This window comes from Streptomyces pristinaespiralis, from assembly GCF_001278075.1.
Lineage (GTDB): Bacteria > Actinomycetota > Actinomycetes > Streptomycetales > Streptomycetaceae > Streptomyces > Streptomyces pristinaespiralis.
This window is the reverse complement of record NZ_CP011340.1, coordinates 7,166,517-7,182,301: the sequence shown is the minus strand read 5'-3', so window position 1 is coordinate 7,182,301 and position 15,785 is coordinate 7,166,517. Positions and strand designations below refer to the sequence as shown.

Annotated in this window: 15 protein-coding genes; 7 read left to right on the top strand and 8 right to left on the bottom strand. The window is 72.2% G+C overall.

What is annotated here, in order from left to right; genetic code table 11:
• The first annotated feature begins 33 nt into the window (after positions 1–33).
• Entirely contained in the window at positions 34–1,020 is a 987-nt protein-coding gene (locus SPRI_RS30800) for a DMT family transporter (RefSeq protein WP_005320177.1), read from the top strand.
• A gap of 104 nt (positions 1,021–1,124) precedes the next feature.
• On the opposite strand, the gene SPRI_RS30795 is transcribed toward SPRI_RS30800, so the two are convergent.
• The gene (locus SPRI_RS30795; protein WP_005320175.1) at positions 1,125–2,456 is read right to left on the bottom strand and encodes an aminotransferase class I/II-fold pyridoxal phosphate-dependent enzyme; all 1,332 of its coding nucleotides are present in this window, start codon (positions 2,454–2,456) and stop codon (positions 1,125–1,127) included.
• A 23-nt stretch (positions 2,457–2,479) separates the two neighbouring features.
• Here SPRI_RS30795 and SPRI_RS30790 point away from each other — a divergent pair, with 23 nt between their 5' ends.
• Positions 2,480–3,151 (top strand): pyridoxamine 5'-phosphate oxidase family protein, encoded by a 672-nt coding sequence (locus SPRI_RS30790; protein ID WP_005320173.1) that lies wholly within the window; start codon positions 2,480–2,482, stop codon positions 3,149–3,151.
• A gap of 82 nt (positions 3,152–3,233) precedes the next feature.
• Here the strand turns inward: SPRI_RS30790 and SPRI_RS30785 are convergent, their stop codons facing one another.
• The 3 genes from SPRI_RS30785 to SPRI_RS30775 form a co-directional block, all read right to left on the bottom strand.
• Complete coding sequence (locus SPRI_RS30785) at positions 3,234–4,175, bottom strand: DMT family transporter (protein WP_053557816.1); 942 nt, start codon at positions 4,173–4,175, stop codon at positions 3,234–3,236.
• A gap of 207 nt (positions 4,176–4,382) precedes the next feature.
• Positions 4,383–5,393 (bottom strand): EamA family transporter, encoded by a 1,011-nt coding sequence (locus SPRI_RS30780; protein WP_005320170.1) that lies wholly within the window; start codon positions 5,391–5,393, stop codon positions 4,383–4,385.
• Positions 5,394–5,474: 81 nt separating this feature from the next.
• Positions 5,475–6,107, bottom strand: a complete 633-nt coding sequence (locus SPRI_RS30775) for a Clp protease N-terminal domain-containing protein (RefSeq protein WP_037775299.1) — start codon at positions 6,105–6,107, stop codon at positions 5,475–5,477.
• Positions 6,108–6,365: 258 nt separating this feature from the next.
• On the opposite strand from SPRI_RS30775, the gene SPRI_RS30770 reads away from it, so the two are divergent.
• Positions 6,366–6,794 (top strand): type II toxin-antitoxin system Rv0910 family toxin, encoded by a 429-nt coding sequence (locus SPRI_RS30770; RefSeq protein WP_037775298.1) that lies wholly within the window; start codon positions 6,366–6,368, stop codon positions 6,792–6,794.
• A gap of 207 nt (positions 6,795–7,001) precedes the next feature.
• Here SPRI_RS30770 and SPRI_RS30765 read toward each other — a convergent pair whose 3' ends face one another.
• Positions 7,002–7,604 (bottom strand): PadR family transcriptional regulator, encoded by a 603-nt coding sequence (locus tag SPRI_RS30765; RefSeq protein ID WP_037775295.1) that lies wholly within the window; start codon positions 7,602–7,604, stop codon positions 7,002–7,004.
• A 138-nt stretch (positions 7,605–7,742) separates the two neighbouring features.
• Between SPRI_RS30765 and SPRI_RS30760 the strand changes: the two genes are divergently transcribed.
• Entirely contained in the window at positions 7,743–8,564 is an 822-nt protein-coding gene (locus SPRI_RS30760) for a PhzF family phenazine biosynthesis protein (RefSeq protein ID WP_005320159.1), read from the top strand.
• A gap of 69 nt (positions 8,565–8,633) precedes the next feature.
• Here SPRI_RS30760 and SPRI_RS30755 read toward each other — a convergent pair whose 3' ends face one another.
• Both SPRI_RS30755 and SPRI_RS30750 read right to left on the bottom strand, forming a co-directional pair.
• A complete protein-coding gene (locus SPRI_RS30755) occupies positions 8,634–9,434 on the bottom strand; it encodes a CPBP family intramembrane glutamic endopeptidase (RefSeq protein ID WP_005320157.1) in 801 nt (266 codons plus the stop codon).
• A gap of 129 nt (positions 9,435–9,563) precedes the next feature.
• Positions 9,564–11,072 (bottom strand): hypothetical protein, encoded by a 1,509-nt coding sequence (locus SPRI_RS30750; RefSeq protein WP_005320155.1) that lies wholly within the window; start codon positions 11,070–11,072, stop codon positions 9,564–9,566.
• A gap of 173 nt (positions 11,073–11,245) precedes the next feature.
• Between SPRI_RS30750 and SPRI_RS38595 the strand changes: the two genes are divergently transcribed.
• The 3 genes from SPRI_RS38595 to SPRI_RS30740 all read left to right on the top strand — a co-directional run bounded on the left by SPRI_RS38595 (position 11,246) and on the right by SPRI_RS30740 (position 12,675).
• Complete coding sequence (locus SPRI_RS38595; RefSeq protein ID WP_158685208.1) at positions 11,246–11,395, top strand: hypothetical protein; 150 nt, start codon at positions 11,246–11,248, stop codon at positions 11,393–11,395.
• A gap of 151 nt (positions 11,396–11,546) precedes the next feature.
• The gene (locus tag SPRI_RS30745; protein ID WP_005320152.1) at positions 11,547–12,137 is read left to right on the top strand and encodes a hypothetical protein; all 591 of its coding nucleotides are present in this window, start codon (positions 11,547–11,549) and stop codon (positions 12,135–12,137) included.
• A gap of 331 nt (positions 12,138–12,468) precedes the next feature.
• Positions 12,469–12,675: a DUF5999 family protein gene (locus SPRI_RS30740; RefSeq protein ID WP_005320151.1), complete on the top strand. Its 207-nt coding sequence runs from the start codon at positions 12,469–12,471 to the stop codon at positions 12,673–12,675.
• A gap of 82 nt (positions 12,676–12,757) precedes the next feature.
• On the opposite strand, the gene gcvP is transcribed toward SPRI_RS30740, so the two are convergent.
• Positions 12,758–15,643 (bottom strand): aminomethyl-transferring glycine dehydrogenase, encoded by a 2,886-nt coding sequence (gene gcvP, locus SPRI_RS30735; RefSeq protein WP_005320149.1) that lies wholly within the window; start codon positions 15,641–15,643, stop codon positions 12,758–12,760.
• Positions 15,644–15,785 lie beyond the last annotated feature (142 nt).

Here is a 15,785-nt window from a genome sequence, read left to right as displayed (position 1 = left end):
TCCTAAGAGGTGTGACCCGCGATCGTTGGGGTCATGAGCAGCGCAACGACCGAGGCCGACGAGGCCCGCGCCCGTACCCTCCCCCCGGCCCCGCCCGGGTCCGCCACCGCCGCGACCGCCACCGCCGTCCGCCCGCCCCGGCGGACCGTCGACTGGCGCATCCGTTTCGCGGTGCTCTCCGCGGTGTGGGGCTTCAGCTTCCTTCTCATCAAGGTGGGCACGGGAGCGTACGCGCCCTTCCAGGTCACCTTCGGGCGCCTCTTCTTCGGCACGGCGGTGCTCGCCGTCGCCATGGCCGTCCGCCGTGACCGGCTGCCGAGCGGCCTGCGCACCTGGGGCCACCTGACGGTCGCGGCCTTCCTGCTCAACGCGCTGCCGTTCTCGCTCTTCGCCTACTCCGAGCTCACGATCCCCTCGACGCTCGCCGGCATCTGCAACGCCACCTCACCGCTGTGGGGCATGGCGCTCTCCCTCGTCGCGCTCTCCGAGGACCGGCCGACCCGGCGCCGCGTCGCGGGTCTCGGCATCGGGTTCCTCGGCGTCCTCACCGTTCTCGGCGCGTGGCAGGGCTTCTCGGGCCTCGACTTCTCCGGCACGGCCATGGCACTGCTCGCCTCGCTCAGCTATCCGATCGGCTGGATCTACGTACGCCGCACCCTGGCCGGCTCCAGCCACTCGCACCTCTCGCTGACAGGTGCCCAGTTGGGCCTGGCGACCGTACAACTCGCCGTCGTGACACCGCTTTTCACCACCGTGCCGGACTCCTTCCCGCTCGTCCCGCTGCTCGCTGTGATCGCGCTCGGCGTCCTCGGCACGGGACTGGCCCTGCTCATCCAGTACGGGCTGGTGGCGGAGGTCGGACCGACGACGGCGCAGATGGTCACGTACTTCATCCCGGTCATCGCCACGGCGGCGGGTGTGGCGCTGCTCGACGAGCACCTGGCCTGGAACACCCCGGTGGGCGCGCTGATCGTCCTGGTGGGCGCGGCGCTGACGCAGAGCCGGCCGAAGCGGACCTGAATCCCAGGTCCGGTGGGGGCGCCGCGTGACTCTACGGCGCCCCCTGGACGGCGGACCTGCTCCCGGTCGGTACGGACCGGACTTCGGGCGGGCCGCGGACGGGATCAGCCGTAGCTGCGGGCGGGCATCGGGCCGACCGCGGAGGCCACCGCGTCGGCGAGCGGCTCGATGTCGGCGGCCGTCAGGCCGGAGACGGTAAGGCGCACCCCGGGGGGCGAGGACATCCGGAAACGCGCCCCTGGGGCCACCGCCCACCCGGCGTGCAGCAGCCGCGCCACCGCTCCGGTCTCGTCCTGGACGGGCACCCATACGTTCATACCGCTGCGGCCGCGCGCCTCGACACCCCGCCCGGCCAGCGCGCCGATCAGGGCGTCGCGCCGTTCGCCGTAGGACCGGGCGACGACGCCGGGGTCGATGGCGCCCGAGGCCCACAGGTGCGCGACGGTGTGCTGGAGCAGCCGGCTCACCCAGCCGGGCCCGAGACCGAGCCGCCCCTGTACGCGGTCGATGGTGACACTGTCCCCGGTGAGGACGGCGACCCGCAGGTCGGGCCCGTAGGCCTTGGCCGCGGAACGCACGAACACCCAGTTGTCGGTCGGCCCGGCGAGGGGGTGGAGCGACTGGTCCACGATGGCGTGTCCGTGGTCGTCCTCGATGAGCAGGGTGCGCGGGAACCGTGCGAGGACAGCACGCAGTTCGTCCGCGCGCCGGCGGCTCAGCACCGCGCCGGTCGGGTTCTGGGCCCGGTCGGTGACGACGATCGCGCGGGCCCCCGCGCCGAGCGCCCGCTCCACCTCCCCGGGCAGCGGCCCGTCGTCGTCGAGTGCGACGGGCAGGGGCCTCAGGCCGAGCGCGGTGACGAGATCGAGCAGGCTCCCCCAGCCCGGGTCCTCCACGGCGACGGCGTCGCCGGGCCGCAGATGCGCGGCGAGGACCCGTTCGATGGCGTCCAGCGATCCGGACGTGGCGGCCAGCGGCCCGGCGGGGACCCCGTCGGCGTCCATCGCCGCGCGGGCGAGGCGCGCGAACTCGGGGTCCAGCGGCGCTCTTCCGTACAGGCCGGGTTCCTGCGCGTACCGGCGGGCCGCGGCGGCGAGCGCCTCGTGCAGCGGCGGCAGGAGCGCCAGGTCCGGGTTGCCCTCGCCGAGGTCGCGCACGCCGGGAGGTGCGTCGACCCGGATCGATCCGCGCGCGGTACTGGCCGGGCGGGGGCGCACCCGGCTGCCCCGGCGGCCGGCGGTCTCGATCACCCCGCGCTCGCGCAGGGTGCGGTAGGCGGCCGCGACGGTGTTCGGGTTCACCCCCAGCTCGGTGGCCAACTCCCTCATCGGGGGCAGCACTCGGCCCGGTTCGAGCTCTCCGGAGCCCACTGCCCGCTCGATGCTCACGGCAATCTCGGATGCACGCCGCCCAACGATCCGATACTCTCCTAGCACAAAACACATTATGCACTAGTGCAATGGAGACGGCAATGCCGGAGACCGCGGAAGCCCCGTACGAGCCGACCGACCGGACGATTCCCACCCGATCCCGGGAGCGGGCATCGTACGACCGCGAGCTGGTGCACTCGATACTCGACACGGCGTACGTCTGCCACCTCGGTTTCGTCCGCGACGGGGCCCCGGTCGTCCTGCCGACGCTGTACGCCCGCGTCGGCGAGCGGCTGTACGTCCACGGGTCGACCGGGTCGCGTCCTCTGCGGATGGCCGGCGAGGCGGACCCCGGGCTGCCGGTGTGCCTGACGGTGACGCACGTCGACGGCCTCGTCCTTGCGCGCTCGGCCTTCCACCACTCGCTCAACTACCGGTCCGTGGTGGTCCACGGCACCGCCCGGCAGGTCACCGACCCGTCGGAGAAGCGCACCGCGCTCGACGCGCTCGTGGAGCACGCCGTCCCCGGCCGGTCCACGGACTCCCGCCCGGCGAACACCAAGGAACTGGCGGCGACGGCGGTGCTCCGCCTCGATCTGGCCGAGGTGTCGGCGAAGACCCGCACGGGCGGCCCGAACGACGACCCGGCCGACCTGGACCTCCCCTACTGGGCGGGCGTCGTCCCCGTCACCACCACCCGCGGCCTGCCGGACCCGTCGCCGGACCTTTCCCCGTCCACGCCGCTCCCCGCCTACCTCTGACGAGCTCACCGCGTCGGCGCACCGGGCGGCGGCCCTGCCGCACAGGGGTCGGCAGGGCCGCTTCTCGCGCCCCGGGGGCGCCTCACGCCGGGGCCGGCACCCTCCGCCGGACCACAGCACCCCGCGCCTCCGCAGCCGCGAGACCGGCAACCGCCGTGAGCAGCAGCAGCGTCCCCGCCACCGTGGCCGGCGTCAGGCGCTCGCCGAGCAGGGTCACCGCGATGACCGCCGCGCTCACCGGCTCCAGCAGCATGATCACCGAGACGGTCGCCGACCTGACCACGGCCGCGCCCGCGAAGTACAGGGCGTAGGCGAGCGCCGTCGGCACGGCCGCGACGTAGACCAGCAGGCCGAGGACCCTGGCGACCTCCGCCGTGTGAGGCAGCAGCCCTTCGCCGATCGCCATCGGCAGCAGTCCCACGGATCCGATCGCGAACGCCCACGCCGTCGTGGACAGCGAGTCACCGCCGCCGCCGTCCCGGCCGAGCCACCGCGTCAGCAGCGTGATCGCCGCGTATCCGGCGGCCGACAGCACGGCGAGCGCGATGCCCGCCGGCCGCACCTGAGCACCCTCGCCGCCGAGGACCAGGACGCCGAGCCCCGCCAGCGCTCCCGCGACGGCCAGGATCCCGCCGCGTCCCAGCCGTTCACCCATGGTGAGCCGTGCCCCGACGGCGATGAGCACAGGACCGGCGCCCAGCGTCACGGCGGTGCCCACGGCGAGGCCGGTCACCTCGACGGCCGCGAAATAGGCGCTCTGGAAGACGGTCAGGCCGACTCCCGTGGCGACAATGCGCAGCACCCTCCGCCGCCGCGGTTCGGCGGGCGCGACGGTCCCCCGGCGACGCCGGGCGCGCACCGCGAGGACGGGAAGCAGCAGCAGGAGCCCGCCGGCGCACCGCCAGAACGACAGGGCGAGCGGCCCCAGATCGCTCACCTCGAAGACGAGCGAGGCGGCGGCGCCGGCGGTGCCCCAGGCGAACCCGGCGAAGACGAGGCAGGTCAGACCACGGCCCACGGACATGATGGCGGGCACGCCGACAGCAGGAGTTGAAGAGGAATTCGACACGTGACTTCTCCGTATGAAGAACGGGACGGCTGATCGCTCGGCTCAGTCACGCGGGCAGCACCGACCGCTCGGGGAGAACACCCCGAGCCGGATCTTCTTGAGAACGTCCGCCCGCGCTAGGCGGCGGGCGGCGGAAGTACGGTCGAATGCATGATCGCCACCCTACGGCGCACGGTGACCGGCGGACAACTCCCCCGGGGCGGTCCCGTCGCCGGCCGCCGCGGGCAGGGCCTCCGGCCCGCCCGCCGCCACCGGCCCGGACGGCGGCCGGGGCGCCTGGGACTGTGCGATGAACGCCCCGAACAGCACGACCGCGCCACCGAAGATCTGCGGCGCGGAAAGGTGCTCACGCAGCAGCACCCAGGCCAGCACGGTCGCGATGACCGCCTCCAGGCACGCGACGACACCGGCCACCTGGGGAGAGAGCCTGCGCACCGACACGACACCGGTGACGTACGCGAGCACGGTGGCGACCAGCACGATCCACGCCAGCAGCATCGCGGCCGGGACCTCCGTTCCCCCCATACCGGCGGTGCCGGCGAGCAGCGACCAGTCCATGCCCCACGGCCGGGCCACGACCGTCAGCACCACCGCGCCGATGAGCAGCCCGTACGCGATCACGCCCAACGGGTCGGGGGCGTCGTCGCTGTCGCCACCCTGGTCGGAGAGGACGAAGTAACCCACCTGGCAACAGGCGGCGCCGAGGGCGAGCAGCAGGCCGAGCACGTCGAACCGGAGCCCCGCCCACACCTCGACGACACACGCGAGACCGGCGACCGCCAGGACGACGCCCGCAGCGGCGGCCCTGGTCACCGGCCTGCGCTGGACGAAGCGGACCCAGCCGAGCACGAGCGCGGGCGCCAGGTACTCGATGAGCAGCGCGACGCCGACAGGGATGCGGGAGATCGCCGCGAAGTAGCAGGCCTGCACGCCCGCCACGGCCAGCAGTCCGAAGCCGGCCAGCAGCGCGGGCCGTCGCCTCAGCAGGCCACGGTGCCGCCAGGCCAGGGGCAGCATCACGAGCGCGGCGCCCGCGACCCGTAGCCACACGACATGGAGGGGGTCGAGCCCCGCCTCGATCAGCGGCTTGGCCGCGACACCCGATCCACCGAACGCGAAGGCCGAGCCCAGGGCGAGTCCCAGGCCGGCGCTCCTTCCCTGAGACGCTTGCATCGGCACATCATGGCAGCAGCCGTCAGCACCGTCACCCCTGTGACACATGTCGAGACGCTTCCGGGCCCTCCCCGGGCGCCACTACGCGGCGGGCCCCGCCGACACCCGCTCCGCGATCCGCGCCGCCAGCAGCGACACGTCGACCCCGGCCCTGCGCAGCACTTCGGCGGCCCGGCAGTCCCGGTCGGCGGCGATGCGGGCCAGTACGTCGATCCCCTCCGCCCTCGCGTCCCCGCGGAGCCTCGCCCCGGCCAGCGCGCCCGCCAAGGCGGCCACGGCCGACGGCGACCAGCCCGGCAGCTCGGGCAGCGCGACACCGTCCGGCCGGCCGGGCGCCCGGGACCTGTCGGGCGCCACGGGGTCCGACGACGGCAGCCGCCGCGTCGCACCGCCGTCCCGTGTCACCGGCAGTGCGCCCGAGTCCTCGACGGAGCCCTGCCAGGCGAGCCCGTAGCCGATGCTGCGCTGGACGAGGTAGCCGAGCACCCGCGCCACTTGCGTGGGCGACCCGAACACCGCCCGGACCTCGGGGTCCTGTTCCATCAGCGAGTGGAGGAGATGGGCGGTGTCGATCTGCCTGTCGCCGTCACGCAGCATCCGCCTGCGCGCACCGGCGGCCACCGAGGCCAACTCCACGGTGAGCGCGGCCTCGAGGTCGGCACGGACGGGGGCGGCAGGGTGCTGCCGGGGCAGCCAGGGGGCAGGACTTCGCACGCCTTCCACCTCATCAGGCATCCGCGGCCCCGGCGTCCACGCGGGGGAGCATTTACGCATCCCACCGGAGTTGGGCACACCCGGGCGATTCCTCCTCCTTACGGATGAGAAGGCGCCGGCCTTCCCCTGACCCACCCCCTGCGACCCCGGCGGTGACGAACGGCCGCCCAGGCATTTCTGACGGTGCGTCAGTATTGAATGTTCCCGCCCTCAGGGCTACGGTCCGCGCACCGGAACCCGACACGAAGGGGTGGTCGCATGGCCGAAGTCAGTGCGGAGGCACGCATCCAGGCACCGGCCGCGAAGGTCTGGGCCCAGCTCACCGACTTCGCCTCGCACGGCAGCTGGAACGCCACCCACACCAGCTACCCGGCGGGCGGCCCCGAACCACTGGAGGAAGGCGCCACCTTCGCGGAGAACATGAAGCTGATGGGCTTCCCCGCCGAGGTGACCTGGACCGTGGAGGAGCTGGAGACCGAGCGGGTGCTCGCCATCAGGGGCAAGGGCCCGATGTCCGTCACCGTGGGCACCCGCTACTCGCTCACCCCGGCCGGCGGCGCGACCGACGTGCGCATCGACGGGGAGTTCACGGGTGCGGCCGTGTCGCTCATGGCGGGCAAGCTGAAGGACTCGGCGACCGCCGCCCTCAACGAGTCGCTCCGCAAACTGGGCGGACTGGTCACCTGACCCGCGGCCCGTCCCTGCCGAGCCGGTGATGGTCACCCGACCCCCGCGAGCGGCACGGACCGGGCAGCCCGCCGCTGCGAGCCGGGCGGACCGGAGCCCGACTCCCCGACCGGACGGACCCGGCGCCCTCCCAGGCCTCACCGGACCGCGCCGGCCGCAGGGACAGCAGAAGGGCCCCGCGTCGCCGCGGGGCCCTTCACACCTGGCTCAGTGCTCGTCGGCCAGGATCAGGTAGAGCTTCTTACGGGCCTCGTTGATCACGGCGACGGCCTTCTGCCGCTGCTCGGCGTTGCCCGACTTCCAGACCTGGCCGAACGCCTCCATCAGACCGAAGCCGGCCTGCCGGATCTCGTTGACCGTGTCCCAGTCGACACCGCGGCCGGCCTCCTCCCAAGGAGCCTCCGGCCCCGATTCGGCCTCGGCCCGCCCGGTGTCGGTCAGCGTGAACAGCTTCTTGCCGCCGTCGCTCTGGCTCACGATCAGACCCTCGTCCTCCAGCATCTGGAGGGTCGGATAGACGGACCCGGGGCTGGGCTTCCACGCCCCGCCGCTGCGCTCGTCGATCTCCTGGATCATCTCGTAGCCGTGCATCGGGCGGTTCTTCAGCAGGGCCAGGATCGAGGCGCGCACGTCGCCGCGCCGCGCCCTGCCCCGGCCGCCACCTCGCCCGCGCCCGCCGCCGAAGGGCCCGCCGAACGGCGGCCCCCAGGGCCCGAACGCCGCGCGGCGGCCCTCGTACTCACCCCAACCGTGATGGCCGGGCCCGCAGTGTCCGCGGCCGCCCTCCGGCCCGTTTCCGTGTGAACGCATCGCTACGCTCCTTCCATCGTTGATCAGTCGCGATGCGTCAACGATATATCGGAACCTGTCGTACGACAAGACCCTTCCGGGCCGCCGACCCCGAATTGGCCTTGGCCTGCCCGTTCACCGGAGCTCTACGGTCGGCCCATGCGGATTCGAATCGTCGACGCCTTCACCGACCGTCCCTTCGGGGGCAATCCCGCCGGAGTGCTGCTGCTGGACTCCGCCGGGTTCCCGCCCGACACCTGGCTCCAGCACGTCGCCGCGGAGCTGAACCTCTCGGAGACCGCGTTCGCCCACCCGCTGCCCGCCGGCAGCGACGCCGACTGGGCACTGCGCTGGTTCACCCCGGCCACCGAGGTCGACATGTGCGGCCACGCCACACTGGCCACCGCCCACGTGCTGCACACCACGGGAGCGGCCACGGGCACCGTGCGCTTCACCGCGCGCTGCGGAATCCTGCGGACCACCGCGCACGAGGACGGCACCGTCACCATGGACTTCCCGACCGCCCCGCTGCGGGAGGTGGCGGCCCCCGACGGGGTCGCCGAGGCCCTCGGCGCGAAGGTGCTCTCCGCCCATGACACCGGGCCCCACATCGGTGACCTGCTGGTCGAACTGGCCGACGAGCGGTCCGTGCGCGCGCTGACCCCGGATTTCGCCGCCCTGGTGGCGCATTCCGAGCGCGGCATCATCGCCACCGCCGCCGCGGCGGACGCGTCCGCCGGCTACGACTTCGTCTCCCGCGGCTTCTTCCCCCGGGTCGGCATCGACGAGGACCCGGTCACCGGCAGCGCCCACACGGCGCTCGCGCCCTTCTGGTCCGCGCGCCTCGGCCGCGACGAGCTGACCGGCCTCCAGGCCTCCGCCCGCTCCGGCCTGGTCCGTACCGCACTGCGCGGCGACCGCACCCTGCTGACCGGACGCGCGGTGACCGTGATCGACGGCGAACTGCTCACCGCTCCCTGAGCGCTCCACGACGGAGGGGGTGCACGGCAGTCGCCGTGCACCCCCTCCGTCGCGCTGCCGGGCCGCCGGTCAGGGCGTGGGAAGCCAGTCCACCCTCCCGGACAGCAGCCCGTATCCGACGAAGGCGACGATGTCGAGCAGCGCGTGCGCCGCGACCAGCGGCCCCACCCGGCCCCACCTGCGGTACAGCAGGACGAAGACGACGCCCATCACCATGTTGCCGATGAACCCGCCGATGCCCTGGTAGAGGTGGTACGAGCCGCGCAGCACCGAGCTCGCGACCAGTGCCGCCATCGGTGACCAGCCGAGCTGACCGAGTCTGCGCAGCAGGTACCCGACGACGATCACCTCCTCCACCACGGAGTTCTGGATCGCGGAGAGGATCAGCACCGGATACTTCCACCAGACCTCGGGCAGCGCCTCCGGCACGACGGTGAGGTTGAAACCGGTGGCCCTCGCCAGCAGGTAGAAGGCCAGCCCGGCGCTGCCGATACCGGCCGCGACGAGCGCGCCGCGGCCGATGTCGGACCAGGGCCGGCTCCGGTCGAAACCGATCGAGGAGAGCCCCGCCCGCTCGCGCATCAGCAGATGCGCGACGAGCGCGACGGGCACCAGCGCCGTCGCGATCCCGAAGAGCTGCCAGGCCAGATCGAGCCATGGCCGCCCCGGCGCGAAGGAACCGTTGAGGGTCGCGGCCTGGTCCTTCAGCCCGCCGGGCTTCGTCAGCGATCCGATGAAGCTGATCAGCGCGGACACACCGCTGGCGCCGAGCGACAGCGCGAGCACGAGCACCGTCTCCGACCGGAGGGTCCTGCGCGACACCGCCTCCCGCGGAAAGGACCCGGCCGCGTCTCCCGCCTGCGCCTGCACTACAGCCTCCAGTTGCTCCACCGCATGGGACGTCACAGCTTGCCCGACGAACCTACGGCGGTCGCAGCCAGGTCCCGCGCACGCGCCTGCGACCGCGCCGGACCGCCGGGCGGCGGTACGCCCGGTCGGTCAGGAGCGGGCCCCCGGGAAGCCGACCGGCCATGTGTGCACCGGCTGCCCCTCACGCATCAGCTCGCAGTAGCGACGGGTCATCGCCGCCAGCGCCGCCTCGCGCTCCAGCCCCGCCTCACGTGCGCGGTGATAGGTGTCCGCCTGCCAGGAGGCTCCGTTCGTACGGCGACGGCACCGCTCCTCGATCACTCCGAGATACAGGTCGCGATCGGCGGGCGCCACGTTCCACGCGTCGAGACCCGCCGCCGCCAGGGGGAGCAACTCGTCCCGGACGAGCTTGACGACCGGGACCCGTGTGACGCCACCACGGCCGGGACGGGGCCACTGGAGCTCCGCGTCGATACCGTGCCGGCAGGCGTTCTCGAAGTTCTCGTCGGCGGCGGCGAAGGGCAGCCGCGTCCACACCGGACGGGCGTCCTCCGCGAGTGCCCGCACCAGGCCGTAGTAGAACGCGGCGTTGGCGATCACATCGGTCACCGTCGGTCCGGCGGGCAGCACGCGGTTCTCCACCCGCAGATGGGGGACCCCGTCGACGACCGCGTACACCGGCCGGTTCCAGCGGTAGATCGTGCCGTTGTGCAGGACCAGCTCCTGCAGCCGCGGCACTCCGCCGTCCTCGAGCACCCGCAGCGGGTCCTCGTCGTCGCAGAAGGGCAGCAGCGCCGGGAAGAACCGGATGTTCTCCTCGAAGAGGTCGTACGCCGAGTCGACCCAGCGCTCACCGAACCAGGTCCGCGGCCGCACCCCTTGCGCCTGGAGCTCCGGCGGGCGGGTGTCCGTGGCCTGCTGGAAGAGCGGCGGCCGCGATTCGCGCCACAGCTCCTTGCCGAACAGGAACGGCGCGTTGGCCCCGACGGCGACCTGCACGGCGGCCACCGCCTGCGCGGCGTTCCACACGTCGGCGAACCGGCCGGGGGTGACCTGCAGATGCAGTTGCACCGACGTACAGGCGGCCTCCGGCGCGATCGACCCGGACGTGCAGGTGAGCCGCTCCACCCCATCGATGTCGAGGGTGAAGTCCTCCCCGCGTGCCGCCACGATCTGATCGTTGAGCAGCATGTAACGGTCCACGTCGGAGAGGTTCGCGGACACCAGATCCTGCTGTGTCAGCGTCGGCAGAATGCCGATCATCACAATCCCGGAACCGAGCTCCTGCGCCTTGCGATCGGCATATCCCAGCCCGGTGTGCAACTCCTCCGCCAGCTGGTCGAGCACACGGCCGCCCAATCGGTGCGGAACGATGTTTACTTCCAGATTGAACATGCCGAGCTCGGTCTGAAAATCGGGACTGGCGATACGGGAGAGAACTTCGGCATTCATCATCCGGGGCATCCCGTCCGCGCCCGCGAGATTCAGCTCTATCTCGAGCCCCATCAGATTCTTGGGCCGGTCGAACCTCTTCTCCGCCAGAAGCCGCCCCAGGGCGGCCAGGCACTGTTGCAGCTTGCCCCGGTACCGTTGCCGATCGGACAGGTCGAACCCGCCTGCCTCGACCTTCTCCCCCATCGAAGCGTCCCTCCTCGAGTGGGTCCCACGTGGCGAGGACCGCTCACGTCACGGACGATAATGCCCAGCCTCATTGATCCATAACGCCCCGCGCGGAGTCCGCGGCCGGTAGGCTGGACACAGACGCCCCGCAGGCACATTCCACCGGCATGAGGCGAACCGCAATTGCAGGCATGGACGGCGACGAAAACCACAGGCTCGATTCGGCCTACCGCGCCGGAGCCGAAACCGCAGGCCGCGGCCGTGACAGCCTCGAAAAACCGCAGAAATGCCGCGTGAAACAGGCCGGTTCACACCTTGCCCGAAATACCCACGACGGGTAGCGGAAACATTACGTGAACACGGGTCGTATAAACTCCGCGAGGGCGGTGAGTTCGTATCCGGTGTCTTCCGGCCGCTGGCCGCCCCGCACGCAGACAGTGCCGTCCGCACCTTCACGCTCCACCGTGTCTCCTGAGTGAGAGGCGACCCATCATGCCGCTGCTTGTCCCCCCTGCCCCCGCGCCTGCCCTGCGCAGCGTTCTCGCGGCACTCGGTTCCCCCACAGCCGTCCGCGAGGCCCGAACCCCCGCTCTGAGGTCCGTCCAGGGGCCCCTGAGCGCCGAACTGCCGCTGCCGGTCCATGTGCTGGACCGGATCGTGCCGAGCGGCCGCACCCCGCACAGCAGGCTCACCGGCTGGCGTTTCCTGATCCGCAGCGGTGATCGCACCGTGGCCGCGGCGGACACCGTGCTCACGCCGGACGGCTGGACCTTCTCCCACTTCTTCGAGGGCCCCTACCTCGACTCGACCGAACGCGCCCTGCGCCAGGCCGAGTCGACCGGGACGCCGTTCCAGCCCAGACTCCTGTCCGTTCCCGAGCTCTACATGCTCACCCTCTGGCTGCACGGCGACGTCGAGGCCGACGCCGCGGCCGGCACCCCGCAGCCTTCCGACGTCCTCGTCCCGCTCGCCCCGGCGCCACCGGGCATAGCCGCCCACCGGCCGCACCGGGTGGCGGACCTGCTGCCCCTCATGACCCTTCGGGTGACGCCGGCCCCGCTGCTGGACTCGCCCGCCGCCTGACAAGGAGAGCATCCCGGACATCGCACGCACAGGAGGCACCCGGTACGCCCCGCGACCATCCGGTCGCGGGGCGTACCGGTGCCCAGGGCACTGGCCCGTTGTGACTAGCCCGGCCGGGCCACTGCGAACCACCCGAAAGGACAGCCCTGTTGAACTGAACCGTCCGAGCGGGTGGTGCGTCATCAATCAGTAGGAAGAGCTGCTGTGAAATGCCTGCGGAGCGACGTCCGTGGGTGAACACTGGGACCGACCGACAGATACGGGGGGGGCGGCCATGAACACCTCATCGAGCCGCACGACAGACACCACATCACAGCGAAAGAACCCATCCATGTGCCAGCACCAGCCAGCCTGTCCCACATCCGACTCCGCCGACCGTGAGGCGGCTCGCCTCGTGGCGCACCACCCGGAACAGGGCTGGAGCCTGCTGTGCAACGGCGTGCTCCTCTTCGAGGACACCGGCGAGCTGCTGCCCGACGGCCGGATCATCGCCCCGCGCCGCACACGGGACGCCGGCCCGCTGGTGACCGCCGCCTAGGCGCTGCGGGAAGACAGAAAACAGAAGGGCCGGCCCGGAGAGTCTCCGGACCGGCCCCGACGCATGTGCCGTGCGGCTCGCGTCAGTTGTCGTACTCCTCCAGCGGCGGGCAGGAGCACACGAGGTTACGGTCGCCGAACGCTCCGTCGATACGGCGCACCGGCGGCCAGTACTTGTCGGCCGCGTTCACGCCCGCCGGGAAGACGGCCTCTTCGCGGCTGTACGGGTGGTCCCACTCGCCCCCGAGCGCGGCCGCGGTGTGCGGAGCGTTGCGCAGCGGGTTGTCGTCGGCGGACCACTGGCCCGACGCGACCTTCTCGATCTCGCCGCGGATCGCGATCATGGTGTCGCAGAAGCGGTCGAGCTCGGTCAGGTCCTCGCTCTCGGTCGGCTCGATCATCAGCGTGCCGGCCACCGGGAAGGACATGGTCGGCGCGTGGAAGCCGTAGTCGATCAGACGCTTGGCGATGTCGTCGACGCTGACGCCGGTCGCCTTGGACAGCGGCCGCAGATCGACGATGCACTCGTGGGCGACCAGGCCGGCCGGGCCGGTGTAGAGCACCGGGTAGTGCGGCTCGAGGCGCTTGGCGATGTAGTTGGCCGCGAGTACGGCGACCTGGGTGGCCCGCTTGAGGCCCTCTCCGCCCATCAGCCGCACGTACGCCCACGAGATCGGCAGGATGCCGGCCGAGCCCCACGGAGCCGCGGAGATCGGTCCCACGCCGGTACGGGGGCCGGCCGCCGGCTGCAGCGGGTGGTTCGGCAGGTAGGGCGCGAGGTGGGAGCGCACACCGACCGGGCCGACGCCCGGGCCGCCGCCGCCGTGCGGGATGCAGAAGGTCTTGTGCAGGTTCAGGTGCGAGACGTCGCCGCCGAACCGGCCCGGCTTGGCGAGGCCCACCAGGGCGTTGAGGTTGGCGCCGTCGACGTACACCTGGCCGCCGGCGTCGTGCACCTGGGCGCAGATGTCGGCGACGTGCTCCTCGAACACACCGTGCGTCGACGGGTAGGTGATCATCAGCACGGACAGTTCGTCGCGGTACTGCTCGATCTTGGCGCGCAGGTCCTCGACGTCGATCTCGCCGTCGTCGGCGGTCTTCACCACGACGACCTTCATACCGGCCATCACGGCGCTGGCGGCGTTGGTGCCGTGCGCGGAGGACGGGATGAGGCAGACGGTGCGGCCCATGTCCCCGTTGGCGCGGTGGTAGGCGCGGACGGCCAGCAGGCCCGCGAGCTCGCCCTGCGAGCCGGCGTTGGGCTGGATGGAGACCTTGTCGTAGCCGGTGACCTCGGCGAGGCGCTCCTCCAGCTCGTGGATCAGGGTGAGGTAGCCCTGGGCCTGCTCCACCGGGGCGAAGGGGTGGATCTGGCCGAACTCCGGCCAGGTCACCGGCTCCATCTCGGTGGTCGCGTTCAGCTTCATGGTGCAGGAGCCGAGCGGGATCATGCCGCGGTCCAGCGCGTAGTCACGGTCGGCGAGCCGGCGCAGGTAGCGCAGCATCGCGGTCTCGGACCGGTGCTGGTGGAAGACCGGGTGGGTCAGGTACTCGTCGTCGCGCAGCAGCGCGGCCGGCAGCGCGTCCACGCCGGCCTCGTCCAGGGCGTCGATGTCCCCGTCCACGCCGAAGGCGGCCCAGACGGCGGTCAGCTGCTCGCGGCCGGTGGTCTCGTCGCAGGAGAGGGAGACGTGATCGGCGTCCACCAGGTGCAGGTTGACCCCGCGCTCGCGGGCGGCGGTCACCACGGCGGCGGCCTTGCCGGGCACGCGGGCGGTCAGGGTGTCGAAGTACGACTCGTGCAGCAGCTCGACGCCGCCGGCCCGCAGTCCTTCGGCGAGGATCGCGGCGTAACGGTGGGTGCGCCGGGCGATCGCACGCAGGCCGTCCGGGCCGTGGTAGACCGCGTACATGCCCGCCATCACGGCGAGCAGCACCTGCGCGGTGCAGATGTTGCTGGTGGCCTTCTCACGGCGGATGTGCTGCTCGCGGGTCTGCAGCGCCAGCCGGTAGGCCTTGTTGCCGTCGGCGTCCACGGAGACGCCCACGAGACGGCCGGGAAGGCTGCGGGCGAACTTCTCACGGACGGCCATGTAGCCGGCGTGCGGTCCGCCGAAGCCCATCGGGACACCGAAGCGCTGGGTGGTGCCGACCGCGATGTCCGCGCCGAGCTCGCCGGGCGGGGTGAGCAGCGTCAGAGCCAGCAGGTCGGCGGCGACCGTGACGATCGCGCCGAGCTCGTGCGCCTGCTCGATGACGGGCTTGAGGTCGCGCACGGCACCGGAGGCGCCCGGGTACTGAAGCAGCACACCGAACACGCCGCGCTCGGCGATCTCCGCGGGGATGCCCTCGCTGAGGTCGGCGGTGACGACCTCGACGCCGGTGGGCTCGGCACGGGTCTCTATCACGGCCACGGTCTGCGGCAGGGTGTCGGCGTCGACCAGGAAGACGCCGTTCTTGACCTTGCCCACCCGGCGGGCCAGCGACATGGCCTCCGCGGCGGCCGTGCCCTCGTCGAGGAGCGAGGCGCCGGAGGTGGGCAGCCCGGTCAGGTCGGCGACGACGGTCTGGAAGTTCAGCAGCGCCTCGAGCCGGCCCTGCGAGATCTCGGGCTGGTACGGCGTGTACGCCGTGTACCAGGCCGGGTTCTCCATGACGTTCCGCAGGATGACCGGCGGCGTGAACGTCCCGTAGTAGCCGAGGCCGATCATGGGGGCGAGCACCTGGTTGCGGTCCGCCAGGGTGCGCAGCTCCGCCAGGACGTCGGCCTCGGTGCGGGCGTCGGGGAGGTCCAGCGCCTCGGCGCTCTTGATGACGTCCGGTACGGCGGCGGCGGTGAGCTCGTCGAGGGAGCCGTAGCCCACATGGGCGAGCATCTTGGCCTGGGCACCGGCGTCGGGCCCGATGTGCCGCTGCTCGAACGGAATCCCCTGCTCCAGCTGGGAGAGCGGAATGCGGTTGGCGGTCATGGTGGGAGGCCTCCTGGTCTTCGCGACCTGCGAGGGGCATCACGGCACGGATGCCCGGACGGCCTCCCCCTCTGTCATCTCGACCTGAGAGCTTCACCGGGCGTCGTGGAGCGACATCCCGGCTTTCACCGTCGGTGAGAGC